At 72.0% G+C, this 22,622-nt stretch carries 23 protein-coding genes; 12 read left to right on the forward strand and 11 right to left on the reverse strand.

The features are described 5' to 3' along the window. Positions 1 to 50 precede the first annotated feature (50 nt). Positions 51 to 533, forward strand: a complete 483-nt coding sequence (rraA, locus tag IDM40_RS08695; RefSeq protein WP_193121420.1) for a ribonuclease E activity regulator RraA — start codon at positions 51 to 53, stop codon at positions 531 to 533. Positions 534 to 589: 56 nt separating this feature from the next. Here the strand turns inward: rraA and IDM40_RS08700 are convergent, their stop codons facing one another. Beyond that, entirely contained in the window at positions 590 to 1,315 is a 726-nt protein-coding gene (locus IDM40_RS08700) for a hypothetical protein (protein WP_235997439.1), read from the reverse strand. Between the two features lie 174 nt (positions 1,316 to 1,489). On the opposite strand from IDM40_RS08700, the gene IDM40_RS08705 reads away from it, so the two are divergent. Together IDM40_RS08705 and IDM40_RS08710 are read left to right on the forward strand one after the other, a co-directional pair. Beyond that, positions 1,490 to 2,767, forward strand: a complete 1,278-nt coding sequence (locus tag IDM40_RS08705; RefSeq protein WP_193121421.1) for a sensor histidine kinase — start codon at positions 1,490 to 1,492, stop codon at positions 2,765 to 2,767. Continuing rightward, entirely contained in the window at positions 2,764 to 3,423 is a 660-nt protein-coding gene (locus tag IDM40_RS08710; protein WP_193121422.1) for a response regulator, read from the forward strand. Before IDM40_RS08705 ends, IDM40_RS08710 begins: the two co-directional genes overlap by 4 nt. A gap of 5 nt (positions 3,424 to 3,428) precedes the next feature. Here IDM40_RS08710 and IDM40_RS08715 read toward each other — a convergent pair whose 3' ends face one another. From IDM40_RS08715 to IDM40_RS08755, 9 genes are all read right to left on the reverse strand, one after another. Next, entirely contained in the window at positions 3,429 to 4,196 is a 768-nt protein-coding gene (locus IDM40_RS08715) for a hypothetical protein (RefSeq protein WP_193121423.1), read from the reverse strand. A 76-nt stretch (positions 4,197 to 4,272) separates the two neighbouring features. Next, positions 4,273 to 4,923, reverse strand: a complete 651-nt coding sequence (locus tag IDM40_RS08720; RefSeq protein ID WP_407939949.1) for a bifunctional DNA primase/polymerase — start codon at positions 4,921 to 4,923, stop codon at positions 4,273 to 4,275. Positions 4,924 to 5,016: 93 nt separating this feature from the next. Continuing rightward, positions 5,017 to 6,015: a porphobilinogen synthase gene (gene hemB / locus IDM40_RS08725; RefSeq protein WP_193121424.1), complete on the reverse strand. Its 999-nt coding sequence runs from the start codon at positions 6,013 to 6,015 to the stop codon at positions 5,017 to 5,019. 49 nt (positions 6,016 to 6,064) lie between these two features. Next, a complete protein-coding gene (locus IDM40_RS08730) occupies positions 6,065 to 7,747 on the reverse strand; it encodes a bifunctional uroporphyrinogen-III C-methyltransferase/uroporphyrinogen-III synthase (RefSeq protein WP_193121425.1) in 1,683 nt (560 codons plus the stop codon). Between the two features lie 94 nt (positions 7,748 to 7,841). Continuing rightward, complete coding sequence (gene hemC / locus IDM40_RS08735; RefSeq protein ID WP_193121426.1) at positions 7,842 to 8,801, reverse strand: hydroxymethylbilane synthase; 960 nt, start codon at positions 8,799 to 8,801, stop codon at positions 7,842 to 7,844. Next, on the reverse strand, positions 8,798 to 10,336 hold the full coding sequence (locus tag IDM40_RS08740; RefSeq protein ID WP_193121427.1) for a glutamyl-tRNA reductase: 1,539 nt from the start codon (positions 10,334 to 10,336) through the stop codon (positions 8,798 to 8,800). Before IDM40_RS08740 ends, hemC begins: the two co-directional genes overlap by 4 nt. A gap of 150 nt (positions 10,337 to 10,486) precedes the next feature. Next, the gene (locus IDM40_RS08745) at positions 10,487 to 11,185 is read right to left on the reverse strand and encodes a redox-sensing transcriptional repressor Rex (RefSeq protein ID WP_193121428.1); all 699 of its coding nucleotides are present in this window, start codon (positions 11,183 to 11,185) and stop codon (positions 10,487 to 10,489) included. 223 nt (positions 11,186 to 11,408) lie between these two features. Then, complete coding sequence (locus IDM40_RS08750) at positions 11,409 to 11,675, reverse strand: glutaredoxin family protein (protein WP_193121429.1); 267 nt, start codon at positions 11,673 to 11,675, stop codon at positions 11,409 to 11,411. Positions 11,676 to 11,709: 34 nt separating this feature from the next. Then, positions 11,710 to 11,967, reverse strand: a complete 258-nt coding sequence (locus IDM40_RS08755) for a MoaD/ThiS family protein (RefSeq protein ID WP_193121537.1) — start codon at positions 11,965 to 11,967, stop codon at positions 11,710 to 11,712. Between the two features lie 110 nt (positions 11,968 to 12,077). Here IDM40_RS08755 and IDM40_RS08760 point away from each other — a divergent pair, with 110 nt between their 5' ends. The 6 genes from IDM40_RS08760 (at position 12,078) to pstB (ending at position 18,358) form a co-directional block, all read left to right on the forward strand. Beyond that, a complete protein-coding gene (locus IDM40_RS08760) occupies positions 12,078 to 12,854 on the forward strand; it encodes a winged helix-turn-helix transcriptional regulator (protein WP_193121430.1) in 777 nt (258 codons plus the stop codon). A gap of 252 nt (positions 12,855 to 13,106) precedes the next feature. Then, positions 13,107 to 14,264 carry a PT domain-containing protein gene (locus IDM40_RS08765; RefSeq protein ID WP_193121431.1) on the forward strand — a complete coding sequence of 386 codons (1,158 nt, stop codon included), beginning with the start codon at positions 13,107 to 13,109 and terminating at the stop codon, positions 14,262 to 14,264. 56 nt (positions 14,265 to 14,320) lie between these two features. Further along, the gene (gene mshD, locus IDM40_RS08770) at positions 14,321 to 15,289 is read left to right on the forward strand and encodes a mycothiol synthase (RefSeq protein WP_193121432.1); all 969 of its coding nucleotides are present in this window, start codon (positions 14,321 to 14,323) and stop codon (positions 15,287 to 15,289) included. Positions 15,290 to 15,509: 220 nt separating this feature from the next. Next, a complete protein-coding gene (gene pstC / locus IDM40_RS08775) occupies positions 15,510 to 16,472 on the forward strand; it encodes a phosphate ABC transporter permease subunit PstC (protein WP_193121433.1) in 963 nt (320 codons plus the stop codon). Next, positions 16,472 to 17,542: a phosphate ABC transporter permease PstA gene (gene pstA / locus IDM40_RS08780; RefSeq protein WP_193121434.1), complete on the forward strand. Its 1,071-nt coding sequence runs from the start codon at positions 16,472 to 16,474 to the stop codon at positions 17,540 to 17,542. Before pstC ends, pstA begins: the two co-directional genes overlap by 1 nt. A gap of 36 nt (positions 17,543 to 17,578) precedes the next feature. Then, complete coding sequence (gene pstB, locus IDM40_RS08785; RefSeq protein ID WP_193121435.1) at positions 17,579 to 18,358, forward strand: phosphate ABC transporter ATP-binding protein PstB; 780 nt, start codon at positions 17,579 to 17,581, stop codon at positions 18,356 to 18,358. An 87-nt stretch (positions 18,359 to 18,445) separates the two neighbouring features. Here the strand turns inward: pstB and IDM40_RS08790 are convergent, their stop codons facing one another. After that, positions 18,446 to 19,063, reverse strand: a complete 618-nt coding sequence (locus tag IDM40_RS08790) for a DUF47 domain-containing protein (RefSeq protein WP_193121538.1) — start codon at positions 19,061 to 19,063, stop codon at positions 18,446 to 18,448. Between the two features lie 318 nt (positions 19,064 to 19,381). Here IDM40_RS08790 and IDM40_RS08795 point away from each other — a divergent pair, with 318 nt between their 5' ends. The 3 genes from IDM40_RS08795 (at position 19,382) to purM (ending at position 22,593) form a co-directional block, all read left to right on the forward strand. Continuing rightward, the gene (locus IDM40_RS08795; protein ID WP_193121436.1) at positions 19,382 to 19,828 is read left to right on the forward strand and encodes a sterol carrier family protein; all 447 of its coding nucleotides are present in this window, start codon (positions 19,382 to 19,384) and stop codon (positions 19,826 to 19,828) included. A gap of 112 nt (positions 19,829 to 19,940) precedes the next feature. Continuing rightward, positions 19,941 to 21,434: an amidophosphoribosyltransferase gene (gene purF, locus IDM40_RS08800; RefSeq protein ID WP_193121437.1), complete on the forward strand. Its 1,494-nt coding sequence runs from the start codon at positions 19,941 to 19,943 to the stop codon at positions 21,432 to 21,434. A 97-nt stretch (positions 21,435 to 21,531) separates the two neighbouring features. Continuing rightward, positions 21,532 to 22,593: a phosphoribosylformylglycinamidine cyclo-ligase gene (gene purM, locus IDM40_RS08805; RefSeq protein ID WP_193121438.1), complete on the forward strand. Its 1,062-nt coding sequence runs from the start codon at positions 21,532 to 21,534 to the stop codon at positions 22,591 to 22,593. The last annotated feature ends 29 nt before the right edge of the window (positions 22,594 to 22,622 follow it).

Here is a 22,622-nt window from a genome sequence, read left to right on the forward strand (position 1 = left end):
TGAGTAATTTGGTGGGTGCAAGAGCCCCTGCCACAGATCCGGAGCAGCCCATGAGCGGGACCTTCACCACGGCCGACCTGATCGACGACCACGGCGACACCCTGCGCAGCTGCGCGACACAGTTCCGCCAGTACGGGGGCCGCGCGGTCTTCTCCGGCCCCATCCGCACCGTGCGTTGCCACGAGGACAACGGGCTGGTCAAGAAGGTGCTCAACAGCCCCGGCGAGGGTGCGGTCCTGGTCGTGGACGGCAACGCGTCCGTGCGCACGGCCCTGATGGGCGACATGATCGCCGAGGCCGCCGTCGCCAACGGCTGGGCCGGTGTGGTGATCAACGGCGCGGTGCGCGACACCGTCGCCCTGGCCGGGCTCGACCTGGGTGTGAAGGCGCTGGGGTCCAACCCCCGCAAGTCCGCGAAGGACGCCGCCGGCCGCCTGGACGAGCCGGTCGTCTTCGGCGACGTCGAGTTCGTGACGGGCGAGTGGCTCTACAGCGACCACGACGGCATCGTCGTGAACAGCACGAAGCTCTGATCACACGGCCGGGAACCGGGCGGTGACGAACGCCCCTGCCCCTCCGGACCCGTTCGTCACCCCCGGTTCACCCGCTCGGCCGCCCGCATCCGGAGCCCGTGGCGCAGGAACGGCCACACGAAGGCGCCGAACATCGCGGGCACCAGCAGGAGCGGCGGCAGGCTCGCCAGGAGCACGTCGTCGGTGAAGAACACCGTGACGATCTGGACCGCCCCGACCCCGGCCACGGCCACACCGGTCGGGCGTGCGTTGCGCGCGAGTATCAGGCCGATGCCGTCCTCCGGGGTCCGGAGCCGCTGCACACGCGGCAGCAGGAGCCCGAGCAACACCAGGCCCGACCCGACGGACAGCCCGACCACGAGCGCGACCGGCAGGTCCCCTCCCGCGGCGTTCAGCACGAGCACCCCGTGGAGCGGTGCCAGCAGGAGCGCCATCGAGGCCATCACCGCGTCCCCGGCAGCCCGCGTACCCCGCGCCGATCCCCGCAGCGCGCCCGGCAGGTGCGGGCGCAGGGTGTGGCCGACGGCGGCCAGGGCCAGGAACAGGGCCCCGATCCCCACCAGCGTCAACGGCATCGCGGCGACCAGCAGGCCCCTCGGCGTGGTTCCGCCGTGCGGTCCCACCCCGCTCTCGTCGTTGTCGATCGCCGCGGGCAGGTCGGGCCAGGCCGTCCACGCGAGCGCCGCCATGACCACCAGCGCGACCGCCGTGGCACCGACCCCGATCCGGGGCACGACCGCCCCGCCCGCGGCCCGCTCGTCCCCGTGTCCTGTCGCCGTCACCGTGCACCTCCGCATCCGTCCCAGCACGTACGGACGACGTTAGGGACGGCGGCACGGGCGGCACATCGGGCGCGGGGCACCTCGGGGTCACGTCCTCCGCATGCCGGAGGTCACGGCCGCCGGCATGACCGCTGGGCCATGGCCGCCCGGGACCCGTCCGCCTATCCTCGGGGCATGCGCGTCGGCCCCCTCCCCGGCCCTTCCCCCTGGGTCGCCCTCCGCCCGGACCGTCCCCCGAGGATCCTGCAGGTCCTGTTCTGGGGGAACATGGCCACGACCTTCGCCGTGTTCGGTTTCACGGCATGGGCGGAGCGCGAGCACATCAGCACCGCTCCCCCGGAGGTCACCGCCGTGGTCGTGGCGGCCACGCTCAGCGCGGTGCTGTGCTGCCTCCTGTGGCCCTTCGCCGCGTGGTCCCCGCACGCACCCGCCCGGCGCCGGGCGGTCAGCGCCGCGTTCCTGGTCGTGGCGGTCCTGTGCACGATGACCAGCAACGCCACCATGTTCCTGCTGGTGTGCGTGGCCTCGGTCCAGGCGGTCGCGGTGTTCGGGGTGACGGGCGGGGCCGTGCACGCGGTGCTGCTCGCGGCGTTCGGGCTGTCGGGTCCCCTGTTCATCCCCGAGATGCCGCTCTGGGCCGGCGTGTACACCGCCGCCACGATGCTCTTCCTCGCCGCCGTCTCGGCCGCGCTCTTCCTGGCCCTGACCGTGGCCGCGCGGCGGGCCGAGCACACCCGCGATCTCCTGGCCGAGCTCGAACAGGCCCACGGGGAACTCCGCGTCCGCAACCGCCAGGTGCGCGAGATGACCCTGGCCGAGGAACGCTCGCGCATGGCCCGGGAGATGCACGACAGCACCGGGCACCACCTGACCGCGCTGGCGATGACCCTCTCCAACGCGCTCCGGTTCCGGACACACCGCCCCGACGAGGCCTGGACCGAGGTCGAGCAGGCGCGCGACCTGGCGCGCGAGGCCCTCGAGGACACCCGGCGGTGGGTGCGCGCCCTGCGCCCGCTCACCCTCGAGGGTGTCTCGGGCCCCGAGGCGATGCGGGCGCTGGCGGGGTCCTTCGACGGCACCGGGCTGCGCGTGGACTTCACCGCCGAGGGCACCTGGCCCGATCCGCCGGAGGCCGCGGAACTGGTGTGTTACCGCGCGCTCCAGGAGGGCCTGGCCAACGCGGTCCGCCACTCGGGCGCGGGCCGTATCGGGGTGCACCTGCGTTCCACCCCCGACACCGTCGAGCTCATGGTCGAGGACGACGGTCAGGGCGCCGGTGCCGCACGCACCGAGCGGGGCTTCGGGCTGCGCGGGATCGCCGAACGGGCCGGGGCGGTGGGCGGCGCCATGACGGCCGGGAACGGCCCCGAGGGCGGCTTCCTGCTCCGTGTCGAGGTCCCGGCCTCCGAACCCTCACACGAGGCACTCAGCGCACGGGAGGGCGCAGCATGACGGCGGTGACGGTGGTGGTCGTCGACGACCAGGCACTCATGCGGCAGGGGCTGCGCAAGCTCCTGGAGATCGAGCCCGGGATCGACGTGGTCGGCGAGGCGGCCGACGGCGTCGAGGCGCTGGACGTGCTCGCCGAGCTTCCCGAACCGCCCGACGTCGCGCTCGTGGACGCACGCATGCCACGGATGGACGGCGTGGAGCTCATACGCCACCTGCAGGGGACCCACCCCGGGGTCCGCGCGATCGTCCTCACCACGTTCGACGAGGACGGCACGGTGCTGGACGGTCTGCGGGCTGGGGCCCGCGGGCACCTGCTCAAGGACGTCCCGCCCGAGGAGCTCGTGCAGGCCGTGCACCGGGTCGCGGCCGGGCAGACGGTGCTGGGCGGTCCGGCCACCGCGCACCTGGTCGCGGCGCTCCCCGGGGCTGCGACCACTGAACCGAATCCGGAACCCGACGACCCGCTCTCGGACCGCGAACGCGAGGTCGCGCTCAGGGTCGGCGAGGGCGCCACCAACCGGGAGATCGCACGGGCCCTGTTCATCACCGAGGGCACGGCCAAGAACCACGTGACGTCCGCCCTGCGCAAGCTCGACCTGCGCGACCGCACACAGCTCGCGCTGTGGGTCCGCCAACGGCGCCGAGCCGGCGGGTGAACGGTTCAGAGCACGTGGACCGACTCCAGGACCGCCTCGCGCAGCTCCTCGTCGGCCTCGTCGGGTTCGGCGGCGCCGTGAATCCCGACGAACACGGCGGCGTACTGCTCGCCGCCGGTGTCCACGAGGAGGAAGGCGTTGTCGGAGTCCTGGATCACGAAGTCGCCCCGGGTGGCCTCGACCGCGCCGTCGACCTCGTACGGAGCGGTGCCCCCGGCCTCGAACCCCTCGTTCAGCGGGCCGACGAACTGCTGGATGAACTCTGCGGCCCCGGTGGTGCCGACCGGCCCGCCACCCTCCTCCGGGACGTTCATCGCGGACAGCGACGCGTGGGCGAGCAAGGTGCCGTCCTCGCGCAGGAGTGCGTGCTCGATCGCCGGTTCGTCCAACTCGGTGCTGGCGTGCGGCGGCAGGTCGTCGTGGGGCACCCAGTCCTCGGGGAGGGTGAAGCCGATGCCGTAACCCTCGACCTCCTGCCCCTGGAGCCCGGCCTCCTCGGGTTCACCGTCCTCGGCACCGCCGGTCCCGTCGGAACCGTCGTCCCCGGAGCCGTTCCCGTTCGGGTCCTCGGCGGAGGCGTCCCCGCTCCCCGACCCCCCGGACGAGGCCCCCTGCACCGTGCCGAGCGCGAAACCACCGCCGACGGCGACGAGCAACAGCACGCCGGCCCCGGCGGCCACGGCCCACACCGGGGCACGGCGGCCCGTCCCCTTGGCGGGCGGGGACTGTGGCGTGTGGGGTTCGGGGGTCCGGGGGTTCTGCGGGGTACTCACCCGGGTGAACCTACTGGCTCACCGAACGTGAGTGGAGGTTCTGGCCGATACCGGACACCCCCGTCCCGGAGGGCGGTCAGTGCGGGAACTCCTCGCTGGCGTCGGCCAGGATGTCCAGCACGGCGATCGGGTCGGGGAGGACGACCGACCCGTCGCTCTCACGCGGGGTGCGGATCCAGGTCACCCGGCCGCCCGTGGGCAGGGCCGAGGGTGCGCCGAGCACGAAACTGTCGCGGCAGTGCCAGCGCAGACCCGGCATCTCCTCGACCGACTCGGGGACGCAGTCGAGGTGGCAGGACCACCACTCCTCCTCGTCGACGGGCGAGCGGGTGGCGACGAAGAACAGGTACCGGCCCTCGAGGGCGGCGACGGGACCGGCCGGGAGACCGGAGCGCCCCATCCGCGCCAGGGCCATGACCCCGGCCTCGCGGGGCACGTCGAGGACGTCGAAGACGCGGCCGGTGGGCAGGACCACGTTCGCGGCGGGGTCGGCGCTCCACCACCGGCGCAGGGTGTCGGCGTCGGTGCTGGCCTCCACGCCCCAGGCGGCGCTGACCGGATGGGCGGCCGGGTCGGGGCACCCCATCCGGTCGCAGGTACACGCACGGTCGTGGCCGGGGGCGGCACCGCGGACCACGGGCCAGCCGAGGTCCGCGTAACCCAGCGCGGACGTCAGCATGCTGTCCGGCGTCTGCCTGCGTTTACGTCGGTACAACACATCCGCCATGGGGCCTCCCGCGGTCGCCTTCGATCCGGTCGCGGCCTTCGGAGGGAGGGCCCGGCCCCGGCGGCCGCGACCGGGGCGTTCGGGCCTGTCGCGTCAGCGCAGGAGCCGGGCCGCCTCGGTCGCCCAGTAGGTGAGGATCTGCTCGGCCCCCGCCCGCCGGTAGGAGGTGAGTACCTCCACGATGGCCCGGTCGCGCTCCAGCCATCCGCGCTCGGCGGCTGCCTCGATCATGGCGTACTCACCGCTGACCTGATAGGCCGACACGGGCACCGGCGAGGTCTCGGCGACCTTGGCGACCACGTCCAGGTAGGCCAGGCCCGGTTTGACCATGACCATGTCCGCACCCTCGGCCACGTCGAGGGCGACCTCCCGCAGGGCCTCGCGCACGTTGGCGGGGTCCTGCTGGTATCCGGAACGGTCGCCGAACTGAGGAGCGCCCTCGGCCGCCTCGCGGAACGGGCCGTAGAAGACCGAGGAGTACTTGGCGGCGTAGGCCAGGACGGGAACCTGGGTGTGCCCGGCGCTGTCGAGCCCGGCCCGGATCGCCGCGACCTGGCCGTCCATCATGCCGCTCGGGGCGACCACGGCCGCGCCCGCCTCGGCCTGCGCGGCGGCGACGGCGGCGTAGCGCTCCAGCGTGAGGTCGTTGTCGACGTGCCCGTCGACCTGCAACGGCCCGCAGTGCCCGTGGTCGGTGTACTCGCACAGGCACAGGTCGGCCATGACCACGAGGTCGTCTCCGACCTCCGAGGACAGGTCGCGCAGGGCCTCCTGCACGACACCGTTCGGGTCGTCGGCCTGGGTCCCGGTGGCGTCCTTGTGCTCGGGGATACCGAACAGCATGAGCCCGCCGACCCCGGCCTCGGCGGCCTCGGCGGCGGCCTTGCGCAGGGAGTCGCGGGTGTGCTGGACCTGCCCGGGCATCGAGGAGATCGCGACCGGCTCGGTCAGCCCTTCCTTGACGAACATCGGCAGGATCAGGTTCTCCGGGCGCACCGCCGTCTCCGAGACCAGTCGGCGCATGGCACTGCCACGGCGCAGACGGCGGGGCCGCGCGGCGGGGAAAGCGGCGTCGGAGCTGGATGCGCTCATGTGGATCTCCCGGTTCGGTGGTCTCGGTCGGCGGTCGTCGCTCTCGGGCTCAGAGCTTGCGGCGGCGGCCCCGGCGCTTCTGGCTGGGCTTGAGCACGGGCTTGCCGGACTCGATCGCCTCACGGCGCCGCTCGTCGCCGTACTCGGCGAGCGCCTCGGCCAGCGCCGTGACGGACGGTTTCGATGCGACGACGTCGACGCGGAGCCCGAACTCCAGGGCGGTCTTCTCGGTCTCGCGGCCGATCACCGCGATCGCGGTCGTGTTGTGCGGCTTTCCTGCGATCCCGACGAGGTTGCGCACGGTCGAGGAGGACGTGAACAGCACCGCGTCGAAACCACCCCCCTTGATCGCCTCTCGGACAGGCTGCGGCGGGGGCGCGGCCCGGACGGTGCGGTAGGCCGTGACGTCGTCGACCTCCCACCCCTTGCTGTCGAGGCCGCTGGAGAGCGCCTCGGTGGCGATGTCGGCGCGCGGCAGCAGCACCCGCTCCATGGGGTCGATCTCGGCGTCGTAGGGCGGCCAGACCTCGGCGAGCCCGGCGCCGGACTGCAGGCCCTCGGGCGGGGCGAGGTCGGGTTCGATGCCGAACTCGCGCACGGCGGCCGCGGTGGCGTCACCGACGACGGCGACCTTGACCCCGGCGAACGCACGCGCGTCGAGGCCGTAGGACTCCAGACGCTCGCGGATCGCCTTGACGGCGTTGGTCGAGGTGAAGGCGATCCACTGGTAGCGGCCGGTGACCAGGCCGCGTACGGCGCGCTCCATCTGCTGCGGGGTGCGCGGGGGCTCCACGGAGATCGTGGGCACCTCCTCGGGCACGGCGCCGTGTTCGCGCAACTGCTCCGACAGGGAGGCGGCCTGCTCCTTGGTGCGGGGCACCAACACGCGCCAGCCGAACAGCGGCAGGGTCTCGAACCAGCTCAGCTCGCTCTGGCGCGAGACGGGGCGGCCCACGATCATGAGCGCGGGCTCGGTGAGGTGGTGGTTCTTGGCGTCCTTCTGCTTGAGCTCGGCCACGAGCCGGGACAGCGTGGACGTGACGGTGGTCTGGCGGGTGGTGCCGCCGGCGCGGACCACCGAGACCGGGGTGTTGCCGGGGCGGCCGCCGGCGACGAGGGACTTGCAGACCACGTCGAAGCCGGGGCCCTGGTGGTGCGCGGCCTGCCCGGCGGGGGCGTCGGCGCCCATGATCACCAGGGTCGTCTCACCGGCGGCGGCGTCGGCCCAGTCGACGTTCCCCTCGCCGCGGGCGTTGATGACACGGATCTCGGTCTCGTCGCCGTTCAGCAGCGGGACACCGGCGAAGGTGGGGGCCGCGGTGATCGAGGAGAGCCCGGGGGCGACCTCCACCTCGATGCCGGATTCACGGCAGGCGGCCACGAGCTCGGCTCCCCGGCACACGACCAGGGGGTCGCCCGAGTACAGGCGCACGACCCGCTTGCCGTCGCGGGCGTGGGAGAGCGCGACCCCGTTGAGGTCGTCGCCGCAGGTGTCGGCCTCGACCACGGACACCTCGGGTGAGCAGTGCTGCAGGAGTTCGGCACGCAACGCCGCGAGCTCGTCGGCCGCGGGCTCGCGCAGGGTGATGACCACGTCGGCTCGGCGCAGCAGCTCGGCGGCGCGGAGCGTCAGCAGGTCGGCGCTGCCGGGGCCGGCCCCGACGAGGGCGACCTGTCCGGGCCGAACGGTGGCACGCTGCTCCTCCGGCTGGGGGTTGGCGTTGGCGTTCACGTACTGGCTCCTCTGTGTGGATCGCCCCCTGCCCCGGCGCGGACGGGGAGGGGGAGGGGGCCTGCGGCGGGGCGGGGCCGCCGCTGACTCCTGCTCAGGCTTCTTCGTCCCGCTCGGCGAAGGCCTCGGCCACGATACGGTCGGCGCCCTCGGCGATCATCCGGCGGGCCAGGTCGCGACCGAGGGCGACGGCGGCGTCGGTGTCGTCGGGCGACGGGATGTCGGCGGTCCCCTGGCGGCGCACGGCCTCGCTGCCGTCGGTGGCCACGACCGCGGCGCGCAGGCGCAGTGTGCCGTCGTGGTACTCGGCGTAGGCACCGACGGGCGCGGCGCAGCCGGCCTCGAGCTCGGCCAGCACGGTGCGCTCGGCGGCGGTCGCGAGCCGGGTGGCGGGGTGGTCGACCTCGGCCAGGTACCCGAGGTCGTCGGCGAGGCGGTCGGTGCGGCACTCCACCGCCAGGGCGCCCTGGCCGGGTGCGGGGAGCATGATGTCGGGGCCGAACACGTCGGTGACGTCGTCCTGGCGCCCGACCCGGCCCAGGCCGGCGTAGGCGAGCACGACCGCGTCGAGTTCGCCGGAGGTGACCTTGCCCAGGCGGGTCTCGGCGTTGCCGCGGATCGGGACGAAGTGCAGGTCGGGGCGGGCCAGGCGGAGCTGGGCCACGCGCCGGGGCGAGCCGGTGCCGACCGTGGACCCGGCCGGCAGGTCGGCGAACTTGAGCCCGTCGCGGGCGCACAGGGCGTCGCGCGGGTCGTCGCGTTCGGGGATGGCGGCCAGCACGAGCCCTTCGACCGGGGTGGTGGGCAGGTCCTTGAGCGAGTGCACGGCGAAGTCGATCCCGCCGGCCTCGAGCTCGTCGCGCAGCGCGTTGACGAACACACCGGTGCCGCCGAGCTGGGTCAGGTGCGCCTTGGTGACGTCACCGAAGCTCGTGATGAGCTCCAGCTCGATCTCCCGGCCGGTGCGCTCGGTGATCCGGTCGGCCACCATCTTGGACTGGCTCGTGGCCATGGTGCTGCGCCGGGTGCCGAGCTTGGCGGGTGTGCCGGTCATGCCTTCTCCTGTGCGGCCGACACCGGGGCACCGGCGGGGCCGGCGTTTCCGCGTGTCGGGGACGTGTGCGGGTCGTCGAGGTCGAACAGGCGTCGCAGGGCGTTCTCGTAGGCCTCGCCGTCGGGGTCGGCCGCGAGCTCCTTGACGCGGACAGTGGGACGGTGCAGGAGCTTGTCGGCCACGCGGCGCATCGCGCGGCTGATCTCCTCGCGGGATCGGTCGTCGAGGTCGTCGGGCAGGCGGCCCATCAGGCGGGCGAGCTCGCTCTGCACGACGTCCTGGCCCTGGGAGCGCAGCGCCACGACGGTGGGCGCGACCTCGTTGGCGCGGCGCACGGAGCGGAACTCCGTGACCTCCTCGTCGACGATGCCGCGGGCGAGCGTGAGGGCGTCGGAACGGGTGTGTTCGCCGGTGCTGTGCGTGGAGGCCTGGCGCAGGTCCTCGATGTCGACGACGCTGACGCGGTCGAGCCCGCGGGCGTCGGGGTCGATGTCGCGCGGCAGGGCCAGGTCGAGCAGGACCAGCGGCCGGGCGCGGGAACCGGTGGCGGCGATCTGCTCGGCGGTGAGCACGAGGCCCTGGGCACCGGTGCAGGAGATGACCAGGTCGACGTCGGGGAGCACGTCCGCGGCGTCGGCGAAGGGCACCGCCTCGGAGTGCACGTTCTCGTAGGCCTCGGTGAGGCACTCGGCCAGGCGTGCGGCCCGCTCGAAGGTGCGGTTGGCGACGGTGACGCTCGCGGCGCCCTGGCGGGCCACGGTGTTGGCGGACAGGGCGCTCATGGAACCGGCACCGAGCACCAGCACGCGGATGCCGGTGAGCGGGCCGGGGGTGGCCAGGGAGTTGCCGACGGCGCTGAGCGGACCGGACGTGGTCTCGGGCGGCGCGGCATCGGCGGCTTCCGAGGTCTCGGCGTCGGTGGCGCCGGACATCGGGCAACCCGCGGGCGGCGTGGCGCGGCTGTCGGGCGATCCGCCGGGGATGCTCGCGCCGGGGGCGGTGGCCAGATCGCGCAGGGCGACGGTGAGGCCGAAGCTCACCATGTCGGCGCCGGCGTGGTCGAGGTGGGTCTCGGTGTGGGCCCGCTTGCCGACCCGCAGGGCGCGCTGGCCGAGGTCGTTGAGCACACGGCCGACGGAGCCGTTCTCCTGGCCCTCCTTGAGGGAATCGCGCACCTGGCCGAGGATCTGCCCCTCGCCGACGACCATGGAGTCGAGGCCGCAGGAGACGGCGAAAAGGTGCTCGACGGCGCTGTCCTCGTAGTGCACGTAGAGGTGTCCGGAGAGCTCGCTGAGCGGGACCCCCGTGTGCCAGGACAGGAGCTCGGTGACCGCGGCGACACCGCCGTGGTAGGCGTCGACGTCGGCGTAGATCTCGGTCCGGTTGCAGGTCGAGACGACCATGACCTCACTGACGGGGTCGGAGCCGAGCATCTCCGCGACGGCCTTGGCCCGCGTCTCCCCGTTCAGCGCGACACGTTCGAGCAGGGCCACCGGCGAACTCCGGTGGCTCAACCCCACGGCCAGGACACTCATCCGCGTACTCCCATGTCGGCACTATGTCTCACAGTGCTTCCCCATCCTCGGGCACGTCCACAGGCGAGCGCGCGCAGCCCCCTCGTACTGTGCGCGCCGCTCTGCATCCGGGGTCGCCCTCAGGTGGCCGCCCCGTTCTCCGCCCGACTCTCAGGTCAGTTCCAGTCCTGTCCGGTCCGCGGGTGCGCGGCCGTCCCCGTCGGCCCGCCGCTGGGCGTGGAAGGCCAGGATCTGGAGTTCGATGGACAAGTCGACCTTACGCACATCCACACCGTCCGGCACATCGAGCACGACCGGCGCGAAGTTGAGGATGCTGGCCACGCCCACCTCGACGAACCGGTTGGCCACGTGCTGTGCGGACGCGGCCGGTGTGGCGATCACCCCGATGGACACACCGTTGTTGCGTACGGCCTCTTCCAGACTGTCAATATGCCCGACCCGCAGGCCCGCGACGCTCTGCCCGACCACCCCGGAGTCGGCGTCCAGGAGGGAGGCGATGCGGAACCCGCGGGTACCGAACCCCCCGTAGTTGGCCAGCGCACGGCCGAGGTTCCCGATTCCCACGATGGCCACGGACCAGTCCTGGGTGAGACCAAGTTCACGGGAGATCTGGTAGACGAGGTACTCCACCTCATAGCCGACCCCGCGCGTTCCGTAGGACCCCAGGTGCGAGAGGTCCTTGCGGAGCTTGGCGGAGTTGACCCCTGCCGCCGAGGCGAGCGCCTCGGAGGAGACCGTGAGCGTGCCGCGGTCCTCCAGCGCCTGGAGAGCACGCAGGTAGACCGGGAGCCGGGCGACGGTGGCCTCGGGGATGCCCCTCTCCCGGGGCCGAGGCGGACGGCTGATCACGGTCTGGCACTCCTGCGGCGGTCGGTGCGGGCGGGGGTGCGGGCCTGCGGCTCCGTTGGAGGCCGCCGTGGTGGTGGTCCCCGACAGGTCTGTGCGTATCAGGTTACGTGCTTGTGAAACTACGCACAAAGTGGGAGGCCGTGTGATTCTCGCTCCATCCGTTCCCATGGATCGGCCACCGTGTGAAGCCGGAGAAACGCACGATCACAGAGATTCACATTCGTCACGATTCGAGGGCGGACCGGAGCCTTCCTTCGTCCACCCGCCAGAAATCGTGCCGCTCACCGTCGACGAAGGTGACCGGAATCTTGTCCCAGTAGTCCTCGTGCTCGGACTCGGTCACGTCGTGGAGCGACACCTCGGCCCGAGTGGCCCCGAGTTCGTCGGTGACCCGCTCGACGACCCCCCACGCGTCGGCGCACAGATGACAGCCCGGCTTGCCGAGCACCACCACCCGAGCGGCGCGGGTCCAATCCCCCGTTTCGGCCATGTTTCCTCCTCGTTCCAGGGTCTTTGCAGCGGCCCTAGCCGCCGGCGAAGGGCGGTAGGACCTCGATCACACTGCCCTCGGTGATCACGACGTCACCGTGGGATCGGGTTCCGACCGGCTTCTCGTCCACAAGAATCGACGAGACCCCGAGAACCCGCTGGAAGTGATCGTCCGCCCGGTCGTGACACACCGTGTCCACGACTTCCTGCAGAGTGTCCGCTTCGACCGTTTCTTCGCCCGTTCCGGCCGCATCCTTGGCCGCGGCCCAGTACCTGACAGTGCACTTCGCCATGTGTTGATTATCCTTGGTGTTGCTCGGAGGCGACATATTAAGGAATTCTTCACCGAGGGCAACGGCGCCTTCGTTCGTCCGCTCAGCGCGGGCTTGACGAGATGAGACGCATGAGCCATCTGCTGCTACTGACGAACTCGAACGAACCGTCCGACCACGTCCTGCCCGCCCTCGGACTCCTCCTGCACTCGGTGCGGGTGGCCCCCGCCGAGGCCGGCGCCCTGCTTGCCTCGGGAGCCGGAGGGTCGGCCGGATCCCCCGTCGACGCCATTCTCGTCGACGCGCGCACCGACCTGGCAGCCGCCCGCAACTTCTGCCGGCTGCTGGACACGACCGGGCTCGACTGCCCGCTCCTGGTGGTGCTCACCGAGGGAGGCGTCGCCGCGCTCACACCCGACTGGCAGGTCGACGACTTCGTGCTCGCGACCGCCGGACCCGCCGAGGTCGAGGCCCGGCTCCGGTTGGCCGTCGGAGCCGCCGAGTCCACGACCGACGACCCCGACGAGATCCGCCGCGGCGACCTCGTCATCGACGAGGCCACCTACATCGCGCGTCTGCGGGGCCGCATCCTCGACCTCACCTTCAAGGAGTTCGAGCTGCTCAAATTCCTGGCGCAGCACCCGGGCCGGGTCTTCACCCGGGCGCAGCTCCTCCAGGAGGTGTGGGGCTACGACTACTTCGGGGGCACCCGCACGATCGACGTCCACGTCCGCCGCCTGCGCGCCAAGCTCGGCTCGGAGCACGAGTCGATGATCGGGACCGTCCGCAACGTCGGTTACCGGTTCGTGCCCGAGACCTCCAAGTCGCAGGCCCAGCAGTCCGCACCGCGCGAGAGCGCTCCGGAGCCGCTCCCGGCGGCCCGGCCCGCCGAGGCCGGCCAGGGCTGACCCGGCCGGGCCCCGCGTTCGAAGGGGCGCCGCCTCCCTCCGTGGGAGCGGCGCCCCTTCTCGTGTTCCGGCGCACCCGCGATGCGCTGGGGCGCAACCGATCGCCGCCGCGTACCCCCTCGTCTTCACCGCCGCCAGGTCCTAAGATCTGGGATGCACCCGAGAGCCGGGGAGACTTCAGGCGCGGCGGGACCCTCGAGGTCGGGTGCGACCGACCTGTTCCCGGCGCGCCAACGGAGATAGAGGACCCACATGCGCACCGCTTCGACGACGCCCCCGTCCCCCGTCGCCGGCCGTACCCGCGCCTTCGGGGCCGCATTCGTCGGCTCCACGCTCGTCGCGATGGCCGCCGCCCCCGCCGCCTACGCCGACCCCGCTCCGGCCGTGACGCTGGCCGAGCCGTACTCGCTCACCACACCGGGCGAGGACCTGGGCCCCAACGCCCTCACCGTCACCAACGCCGCGAGCGCACCCCTGTGCCTGCTCGGGCTGTCCGCCTCCTCCGACGCGTTCCCCGTTGAGGGCCCGAACGTTCCCACGGTGGCCCCCGGGGAGACGGTGCAGGCGGGCGCGCTCAGCGGCGCCCCGGAGGAGAGCACCGAGGTCACCGCGACGCTCGCGCACGCGCTCGCCGACGAGGACGGCAACTGCCCGGGTGAGGCCGACGGGGCGAGCGAGGTGACCTGGTCGGTCGACGTGATCCCGCCGCCCGAGGAGCCGGAACCGACCGAGGAGCCCACGGAAGGGCCCACCGAGGAACCGACCGAAGAGCCCACCGAGGAGCCCACGGAGGAACCGACCGAAGAGCCCACCGAGGAACCGACCGAGGAGCCCACGGAAGAGCCCACCGAGGAACCCACCGAGGAACCCACCGAAGAGCCCACCGAGGAACCCACCGAAGGGCCGACCGAGAGCCCCACGGACGGACCCACGGAAGGCCCCTCCGACGAGCCGTCCGAGTCCGACCGGCCCACCGACGAGCCCTCCGCCGAACCCTCGGACGAGGACTCCGGGTCCCCCTCCGAGGACCCGCGCCCCTCCCCCGACGACGGTTCGCAGGGCGGCGCCCCGGGCTCCGTGCCCCCGCGCGGGGGTTCGGTCGACACCCCGCCGACCAGCGGCGCCGACATCCCGACGCTCCCGCGGGACGAGGCCGACCTGCCCGACGTCTCCCCGGAGGGCGAGGACCTCGCCGACCTCCCGCTGGTGAGCCCCGGCGAGGACGAGGACGACGAGATGGAGGGCGCCGAGGTCGCCGCCGACCACGACCAGATGGGCGCCGGCGTTGCCCCGGCCGCGCTCCTGGCCGCGCTCCTCGTCGCTCTGCTGCTGGCGACCCCGATCATGCCCTCCCGGCGTGTCCGCGGCGCCCTCGAAGGCGGTTACCAGGGCAAGCGCCGCAAGGGCTGACGGCAGGCCCGGTCTCACACGCTTTTTACGGTCGGGTCGTCGTAGGCTTTCGGGCCATGAGCACCGTGAACGTCACCGACGACCTGACCCCGGACCTCGCCGACCGTGTCCTCGCCCTCGCCGAGCAGGCCCAGGAGGCCGACGGCGTCGCCGCGCTCTCGGAACAGCCGCTGCTGCGCGTGCGCCACGGGGCGCCCGGGGGGAGCGCGCGCTTCCACGTGCTGACCGACGGCGGCGAGGTCGTGGGCGCGGGTGTGGTCGAGCGTGCCGCCGGCGAACCCGACTCCGCGGAGTTCGTCGTCGCGCCCGCGCAGCGCCGCCGCGGACACGGGGCGGGGCTGCTGCGTTCGGTCCGGCAGGACGCAGGGCCGGACGGGATCCGTGTGTGGGCGCACGGCCGCCTGCCCGGAGCGGCCGCCCTTGCCCGTTCCGCGGGATGGCACACCGTCCGCGAGCTCCTCAAGCTGCGCATGCCCCTGCGCGACCTGACCGCCGACGAGCGCGGCGGGCCCTGGGCCGCACCCGAGCTGCCCGAGGTGTCGGTGCGCCCCGACGTCGCCGACAAGGTGACCGTGCGCCCGTTCGAGGTCGGGCGCGACGAGCAGGCGTGGCTGCGCACCAACGCGCGTGCCTTCGCCGACCACCCGGAACAGGGCCGCCTGACCATGGACGACCTGCGCCAGCGCCAGGAGGAGGACTGGTTCGACCCGGCCGGGTTCTTCCTCGCCGCGACGGAGCAGGGTGACGTCGCCGCCTTCCACTGGACCAAGACCCACGCCGACGGGGCCGGCCTCACCGACGGCGAGACGGTCGGCGAGGTCTACGTCGTGGGTGTGGACCCGGACTGGCAGGGCACCGGGCTGGGCCGCACCCTCACCCTCGCCGGCCTGCACCACCTGAGCGACTCCGGCCTCCCGTGGGTGCACCTGTACGTCGACGGGGAGAACACCGCGGCGGTGCGGCTGTACGAGAGCCTGGGCTTCTCCGTCTGGGAGGCCGACGTGATGTACGCGCCGGACGCATGACCCCGGTCACCCCCGTCCGACTTCCGGTCCGGGTGGGGGTGATCACATTCACCGACCACATCCCCTGCGGCCACGGCGTTGCGACACCCCGTTCATCTGCCGTTCATCTCTTCTGGGAGATCTGGTCACCTCCGCCGCCTACCTTCACATTCGGCGCGGCACGTCCTATTCGCGCGCCCGGGTGACCTGCCCAGCAACCCATTCCCAACGGAGCCACTCCATGACGACCACGGACGCGCCCCAGGCGGCACCCCCGCCCTCGGGCAAGCGCCGGATCGGCGACGTAGTCTTCGCCGGGCTCGCCCGCAGCTCGGGCATCCTCATCCTGCTGATCCTGGCCGGTGTCGCCGCTTTCCTGATCGTCCAGGCATGGCCCTCGCTGTCGGCCAACACCGCGAACTTCCTGACGACCATGGAGTGGGACGCCAACGTCCGGGAGAACCCGGCCTTCGGTGTCGCGGCCCTGGCGTTCGGAACGGTCCTGGCCGCCACGATCGCGCTCGTGCTGGCCACACCGGTGGCGATCGGCATCGCGCTGTTCATCGTCTACTACGCACCCCGCAAGCTGGCTTCCCTGCTGGGCTACCTGGTCGACCTGCTCGCGGCGATCCCCAGCGTCGTCTACGGCCTGTGGGGCATCGGGTTCCTGGCGCCCCAGCTGGTCTCGGTCTTCGAAGGGCTCAGCCGCTACCTCGGCTGGATCCCGCTCTTCGCCGGACCGCCCTCCCCCTCCGGCCGGACCATCCTCACCGCGGGTGTGGTCCTGGCCGTCATGATCCTCCCGATCATCACCGCGATGTCCCGGGACGTCTTCCACCAGGTCCCGCAGGGCCACCGCGAGGCCGCCCTGGCCATGGGCGCCACCCGCTGGGAGATGATCCGCCTGGCCGTGCTGCCCTTCGGCAAGTCCGGCATCGTCGGCGGCGCCATGCTGGGCATGGGCCGCGCCCTCGGCGAGACGATGGCCGTGGCGATGATCCTCTCGCCGTCCCTGATGGTCTCCTGGAACCTGCTGCAGAGCGGTAACCAGACCATCGCCGGACACATCGCGCTGCAGTACCCCGAGGCCACCGGCTACGGCGTCTCCGCGCTCATCGCCGCGGGTCTGGTGCTGTTCGCGATCACCCTGATCGTCAACATGGCGGCCCGCTACGTCGTCGCGCGTGGAAACAAGGAGGCCTGATGAGCACGACGACCACGCAGCCTCCCGAGCCGGAGACCCGCGCCGACCTCAGCCGCGGCTCGCTGCCCCGCAACTTCTCGCCCGCGCTCCTGGCCGCCTCGGCCTCGGTCGTCGCCGGCGTACTGCTGGCCTTCTCCTCGTTCGGCGTCGTGCTGTGGGCGCTGCTCACCGCAGTCGCCTACCTGGTCATCACCGTGACGGCCTCCGCTCGCATCGAGGGCGCCCGTAAGGCCAAGGACCGCTTCGTCACCGCGATCGTCTACGGGTGTTTCCTGCTGGCGATGGCACCGCTGGTCTCGGTCCTGTGGACGGTCACCGTCAACGGGATGGAGCGCTTCAGCGGCTACTTCCTGTCCGTGTCGATGAACGGCGTCCTGCCGAGCATGGACGCGGGCGGCGTTTACCACGCCATCGTCGGCACCCTGGCCATCACCGGCATGGCCACCCTGATCTCGGTGCCCATCGGTGTACTCACCGCGGTCTACCTGGTCGAGTACGCCGAAGGCCGCCTCAAGAAGTCCATCACCTTCTTCGTCGACGTCATGACGGGTATCCCGTCGATCGTCGCCGGCCTGTTCGTGGTCGCCCTGTGGATGATGCTGTTCGGTCCCGGGCACCTCAACGGCGCCTCCGCCGCGATCGCCCTCGCGGTGCTGATGATCCCGGTCGTGGTGCGCTCCAGCGAGGAGATGCTGCGGCTGGTCCCGCGTGAACTGCGGGAGGCCTCCTACGCCCTCGGTGTGCCCAAGTGGCGCACCATCACCAAGGTGGTGCTGCCGACCTCCGCGGCCGGTCTGACCACCGGAATCATGCTCGCCATCGCGCGTGTTATCGGAGAGACGGCGCCGCTGGTGCTCACCGCGGGGTCGTCGGCCGTGTCCATCAACTGGAACCTGTTCGACGGGCAGATGATGAGCCTCCCGGTGTTCATCTACTCGCAGGTCCGCATGGGCGGGGCCGTGAACTACGAAAGGGCCTGGGCCGCGGCGCTGACGCTGATCCTGGTGGTCATGCTGCTGTTCTTCCTGGCCCGCATGATCGGCCGCCTCTTCGCTCCGAAGACCCGCTGACCACCGACCCACGCTCTGACTCACGAGGAACATCCAGTGGCGAAACGAATCGACGTCTCCGGACTCCACGTCTACTACGGCGACTTCATGGCCGTCGAGGACGTCTCCATGACCATCGAGCCGCGGTCGGTGACAGCGTTCATCGGGTCCTCCGGCTGCGGCAAGTCCACCTTCCTGCGTGCGCTGAACCGCATGCACGAGGTCACGCCCGGCGCCCGCGCCGACGGCAAGGTCCTCCTGGACGACCTGGACATCTACGGCCCCGACGTCGACCCGGTCATGGTCCGGGGCGAGATCGGGATGGTCTTCCAGAAGGCCAACCCGTTCCCCACCATGTCGATCTACGACAACGTCATCGCGGGGGCCAAGCTCAACAACTCCCGGATGTCCAAGTCCGAGGCCGACGACCTGGTCGAGGAGTCCCTCCGCGGCGCGAACCTGTGGGAGGAGGTCAAGGACCGCCTCAACAAGCCCGGTTCCGGCCTCTCCGGCGGTCAGCAGCAGCGCCTGTGCATCGCCCGCGCCACCGCGGTCAAGCCGTCCGTGCTGCTCATGGACGAGCCCTGCTCGGCGCTGGACCCGATCTCCACGCTCGCGATCGAGGACCTCATCCACAAGATGAAGGAGGACTACACGATCGTGATCGTCACGCACAACATGCAGCAGGCCGCGCGTGTGTCCGACCGCACCGCGTTCTTCAACCTCTCCGCCCCCGGCAAGCCCGGCAAGCTCATCGAGATGGGCGAGACCAACCAGATGTTCACCCGTCCCGACAAGCAGGAGACGGAGAACTACATCACGGGCCGCTTCGGGTAGGCCCTCACGAACACACGAATGGGCCGGGGCATCCGTCGGGTGCCCCGGCCCACGTGTGTCTTCGGCCGGGGTGTCCGGCCGGCGTGCTCAGCCGTTCTTGACCACGATCGTCTCGACCGTGTTCGCCACGTGCTCGAACGCGTCGGCGGCGGTCTCCAGCTCCTCGATGACGTCCTTGAGCTTGAGCACCGTCAGCGCCTCGTACTCGCCGCTGAACAGGTGGGCGAGGAGCTTGCGGTAGATGCGGTCGGCCTGGTTCTCGAGCTGGTTGATCTCGATCCAGTACCGGGTGAGGTCCTCGAGGTCGCGCAGGCGCGGCATGGCCTCGGCGGTCAGCTCCGCAGCGCGCTCGAGCACCTCGATCTGGTCGATGATGCCCTTGGGCAGGCGGTCGAGCCGGTAGAGCCCGATGAGGTCGACGGCGGCCTCCATGGAGTCCATGACGTCGTCGAGGTTGGAGGCGAGGCGGTAGATGTCCTCGCGGTGTATAGGGGTCGCCGAGCTCTTGTTGAGCCGCCGCATGATGGCGTGGGTGGCGTCGTCGCCGGCGTGCTCGCAGGCGCGCATCTTCTCAGTGATGGCCTCCCGGTCGGCCCCGTCACTCATCAGCTCCACCAGCAGGCGGGCCGCGATGACCAGGTTGTTCGCCGAATCGGTGAACATTTCGTAGTAGCTGTCATCACGCGGGCGCAAACGCAGGCGCACGTCGTCTCTCCCGATGGTGCGGTGGTCTTCCATGGTGGATATTACGGGCGCTGACCAGTTGCTTCAGCGCGACAGCGCGCGGTGTGGCACCCGGCTGGGGGCCGGGAGGCCAGGGACGCTACCGTGTCCGGCGCTCCGGGGCCAGTGGGGCCCTGAGACAGGAATCACCCGGGCGGCGGGGGCAGCAGTGGTCTCGGCCCGCAGGTGCCTCTCGGTGTCCACCTTCGGGGCATTTCCGCCCGCTGACAAGTATCCCCATCGCTTCGTGACCCGATCGTCCCGGGGTACGGGGACCCCGGATGACCGTACTCTGGCCGCATGCCGACCGCACTCACAGCGAGCGCCGTGAAGCGCCTGCGCACCGCCCTGGACGCCCAGCGCGACGCCCTGGGGGAACCCCCGTTCGAGGGCGGGGACGAGGAGGCGGTGGCCGCCTGCGCCCGTGCCGTACTGCGTGCGTCCGAGCCCCAGCGCCCGGCGGTCAAGGCGGCCGTGCGCGCCACCCTGGCGGTCCTGGCCGAACGCGCCCCGGGCAACAGCCTCGAGGTCCGGGTGCCGCCGTACGGGGCGGTCCAGGCGGTCGAGGGGCCCCGGCACACACGCGGCACTCCCCCGGGGGTCGTGGAGACCGACCCGATCACGTGGCTTCGTCTGGCCACCGGCGGCACGGACTGGCAGGGCGAGCTCGGGGGCCACCGCGTCAGCGCGAGCGGTGCCCGCGCCGACCTCTCCGGCCACCTGCCGCTGTGGGCCCCGGCGGAATGACCCCGCCCCGCGAACGCCCTCCGGGAGCCCCGGAACCGGGTTGTGGCGGGCCCCGGCGACAGATGGAACCCCGAGTGCCGTTCCGCTGATCGGCAGGCACTAAGCTGGGCACGTGCCGTACTCCGACGGCCGGCTCTCCATGGACCTCGATCCGCGTGAACGCGGCCCGCAGGACGCCTGCGGTGTCTTCGGGGTCTGGGCACCCGGCGAAGAAGTCAGCAAGCTCACCTACTTCGGTCTCTACGCGCTCCAACACCGCGGGCAGGAGTCCGCAGGCATCGCCCTGAGCGACGGGGAACGCATCGTCGTCTACAAGGACATGGGGCTCGTCTCCCAGGTCTTCGACGAGGCGACCCTCGAGAACCTGCGCGGACACATGGCGATCGGGCACTGCCGCTACTCCACGACCGGCTCCCCGGTCTGGGAGAACGCCCAGCCGACGTTCGCCCGGGAGGGCGGCCTGGCGCTCGGGCACAACGGCAACCTGATCAACACCGCCGAGCTGGCATCCCAGCTCAAGGGTTCGCAGCGCGCCTCGACGGACACCGAGATCCTCACCCAGCTCCTGGCCGACCGTGCCCACGGCGACCCCGACGTCACCGTCGAGGACGCGGCGATGGAGCTGCTCCCGCAGGTCCGCGGGGCCTTCTCGCTGGTGTTCATGGACGAGAACACGCTGTACGCGGCGCGCGACCCCCAGGGGATCCGCCCGTTCGTGCTCGGCCGCCTCGGCGAGACCTCCGGCGCCGGCGGATGGGTCGTGGCCAGTGAGACCGCGGCCCTCGACATCGTGGGTGCGGAGTTCGTCCGCGAGATCGAACCGGGCGAGTTCCTGACCATCGACGAGCGGGGGGTGCGCTCGCGCAGCTTCGCGCCCGCCGACCGCAAGGGCTGCCTCTTCGAGTACGTCTACCTGGCCCGCCCCGACACCACGATCGCCGGGCGCAACGTCAACACGACCCGGGTGGAGGTCGGCCGCCGTCTGGCCGCCGAGCACCCCGTCGACGCCGATCTGGTGATCCCCGTCCCGGAGTCGGGCACCCCGCCCGCGGTCGGGTACGCCGAGGCCAGCGGGATCCCCTTCGCCCAGGGCCTGGTGAAGAACTCCTACGTCGGCCGCACGTTCATCCAGCCCAGCCAGACCCTGCGCCAGCTCGGGATCCGGCTCAAGCTCAACCCTCTGCGCGACGTCATCGCGGGCCGCCGCCTGGTGGTCGTGGACGACTCGATCGTGCGCGGCAACACCCAGCGCGCCCTCGTGCGCATGCTGCGCGAGGCCGGGGCCACGGAGATCCACGTGCGCATCTCCAGTCCCCCGGTGCTGTGGCCCTGTTACTACGGCGTGGACTTCGCGACCCGCAACGAGCTCATCGCCGCGAACCTGTCGACGGACGAGATCGCCGAGTCCATCGGCGCCGACACCCTGGCCTACGTGAGCCTGGACGAGCTCACCGCCGCCACGGAGGTCCCCTCCGGCCAGCTCTGCCGGGCCTGCTTCGACGGTGTGTACCCGCTGGAGGTCGACACCGGCTCCCAGGGCAAGTACCTGCTGGAGAAGGCCTGCGGCACCCCCGAGGAGACCGTGGCCGCGGGCGGCCGCGGCTGACCCCTCGGGGCCCTTCGTTTGCACACCGCCCGGCTGCGCCGTGCCCGGAACGGGGCGGCGGCCGGGACCACCGAACACATCACGAGGAGTAACTCGCGTGGCAGCCGAGAACACGGGGGCGGGCGCCTACGCGGCCGCGGGCGTCGACATCGCCGCGGGTGAGCGCGCCGTCGACCTGATGAAGCGCCACGTCGCGCGGACCCGCCGCCCGGAGCAGGTCACCGACGCCAGCGGTTTCGCCGGGCTGTTCCGCCTGGACACCGCCAAGTACCGCGACCCGGTCCTGGCGACCTCCACCGACGGGGTCGGCACCAAGGTCATGCTCGCCCAGCAGCTGGACCGCCACGACACCATCGGCATCGACCTGGTGGCGATGGTCGTGGACGACCTCGTGGTCAGCGGTGCCGAGCCGCTGTTCATGACCGACTACATCGCGACCGGCGCGGTGGTGCCCGAGCGCATCGCCGAGATCGTCGGCGGGATCGCCGAGGGCTGCCACCAGGCCGGGTGCGCGCTCGTCGGCGGGGAGACCGCCGAGCACCCGGGCGCGATGGAACCGCACGAGTACGACCTGGCCGGCGCGGGGACCGGCGTGGTCGAGGGCGACGCGATCCTGGGCCCTGACCGGGTGCGCGAGGGCGACGCCGTCATCGCGATGGCCTCCTCGGGCCCGCACTCCAACGGGTACTCGCTGATCCGCCGGATCGTCGACGAGGCCGACCTGGACCTGTTCGCCGAGGTCCCGGAGTTGGGCACGACCCTGGGCGAGGCCCTGCTGACGCCGACCCGGGTCTACGCCGCGGACTGCGTGGCCCTGACCTCGGAGGTCGAGGTCCACGCGTACTCCCACGTCACCGGCGGCGGCCTGGCCGCGAACCTGGCCCGTTCCCTGCCCGACCACGTGGACGCACACGTGGACCGCGGTACCTGGGCCCCGGGTCCGCTGTTCGACCACCTCGCCGAGAAGGGCGGCGTCGCACGCGAGGACATGGAGGCCACGTTCAACATGGGCGTGGGCATGGTCGCGATCGTCGCGGAACAGGACGCCGACCGGGCCCTGGCCCTGCTCGACGGACGCGGGCTCGCCGCTTGGCGCCTGGGCTCGGTGACCGCCGGCAAGGGCAACACCGTCGTGGAGGGTGAGTACCGGTCGGCGTGAGCGCACCGGTGTCCGCCCAAAAGGGGTGC

Origin of the sequence: Nocardiopsis coralli (assembly GCF_014892575.1) — a bacterium.
GTDB lineage: Bacteria > Actinomycetota > Actinomycetes > Streptosporangiales > Streptosporangiaceae > Nocardiopsis > Nocardiopsis coralli.

Coding starts and splice junctions, on each gene's coding strand:
- rraA (WP_193121420.1), top strand. CDS start 51: ATGAGCGGGACCTTCACCACGGCCGACCTGATCGACGACCACGGCGAC.
- IDM40_RS08705 (WP_193121421.1), top strand. CDS start 1,490: ATGCGCGTCGGCCCCCTCCCCGGCCCTTCCCCCTGGGTCGCCCTCCGC.
- IDM40_RS08710 (WP_193121422.1), top strand. CDS start 2,764: ATGACGGCGGTGACGGTGGTGGTCGTCGACGACCAGGCACTCATGCGG.
- IDM40_RS08720 (WP_407939949.1), bottom strand. CDS start 4,923: ATGGCGGATGTGTTGTACCGACGTAAACGCAGGCAGACGCCGGACAGC.
- hemB (WP_193121424.1), bottom strand. CDS start 6,015: ATGAGCGCATCCAGCTCCGACGCCGCTTTCCCCGCCGCGCGGCCCCGC.
- hemC (WP_193121426.1), bottom strand. CDS start 8,801: ATGACCGGCACACCCGCCAAGCTCGGCACCCGGCGCAGCACCATGGCC.
- IDM40_RS08740 (WP_193121427.1), bottom strand. CDS start 10,336: ATGAGTGTCCTGGCCGTGGGGTTGAGCCACCGGAGTTCGCCGGTGGCC.
- IDM40_RS08750 (WP_193121429.1), bottom strand. CDS start 11,675: ATGGCCGAAACGGGGGATTGGACCCGCGCCGCTCGGGTGGTGGTGCTC.
- IDM40_RS08755 (WP_193121537.1), bottom strand. CDS start 11,967: ATGGCGAAGTGCACTGTCAGGTACTGGGCCGCGGCCAAGGATGCGGCC.
- IDM40_RS08760 (WP_193121430.1), top strand. CDS start 12,078: ATGAGCCATCTGCTGCTACTGACGAACTCGAACGAACCGTCCGACCAC.
- IDM40_RS08765 (WP_193121431.1), top strand. CDS start 13,107: ATGCGCACCGCTTCGACGACGCCCCCGTCCCCCGTCGCCGGCCGTACC.
- mshD (WP_193121432.1), top strand. CDS start 14,321: ATGAGCACCGTGAACGTCACCGACGACCTGACCCCGGACCTCGCCGAC.
- pstC (WP_193121433.1), top strand. CDS start 15,510: ATGACGACCACGGACGCGCCCCAGGCGGCACCCCCGCCCTCGGGCAAG.
- pstA (WP_193121434.1), top strand. CDS start 16,472: ATGAGCACGACGACCACGCAGCCTCCCGAGCCGGAGACCCGCGCCGAC.
- IDM40_RS08795 (WP_193121436.1), top strand. CDS start 19,382: ATGCCGACCGCACTCACAGCGAGCGCCGTGAAGCGCCTGCGCACCGCC.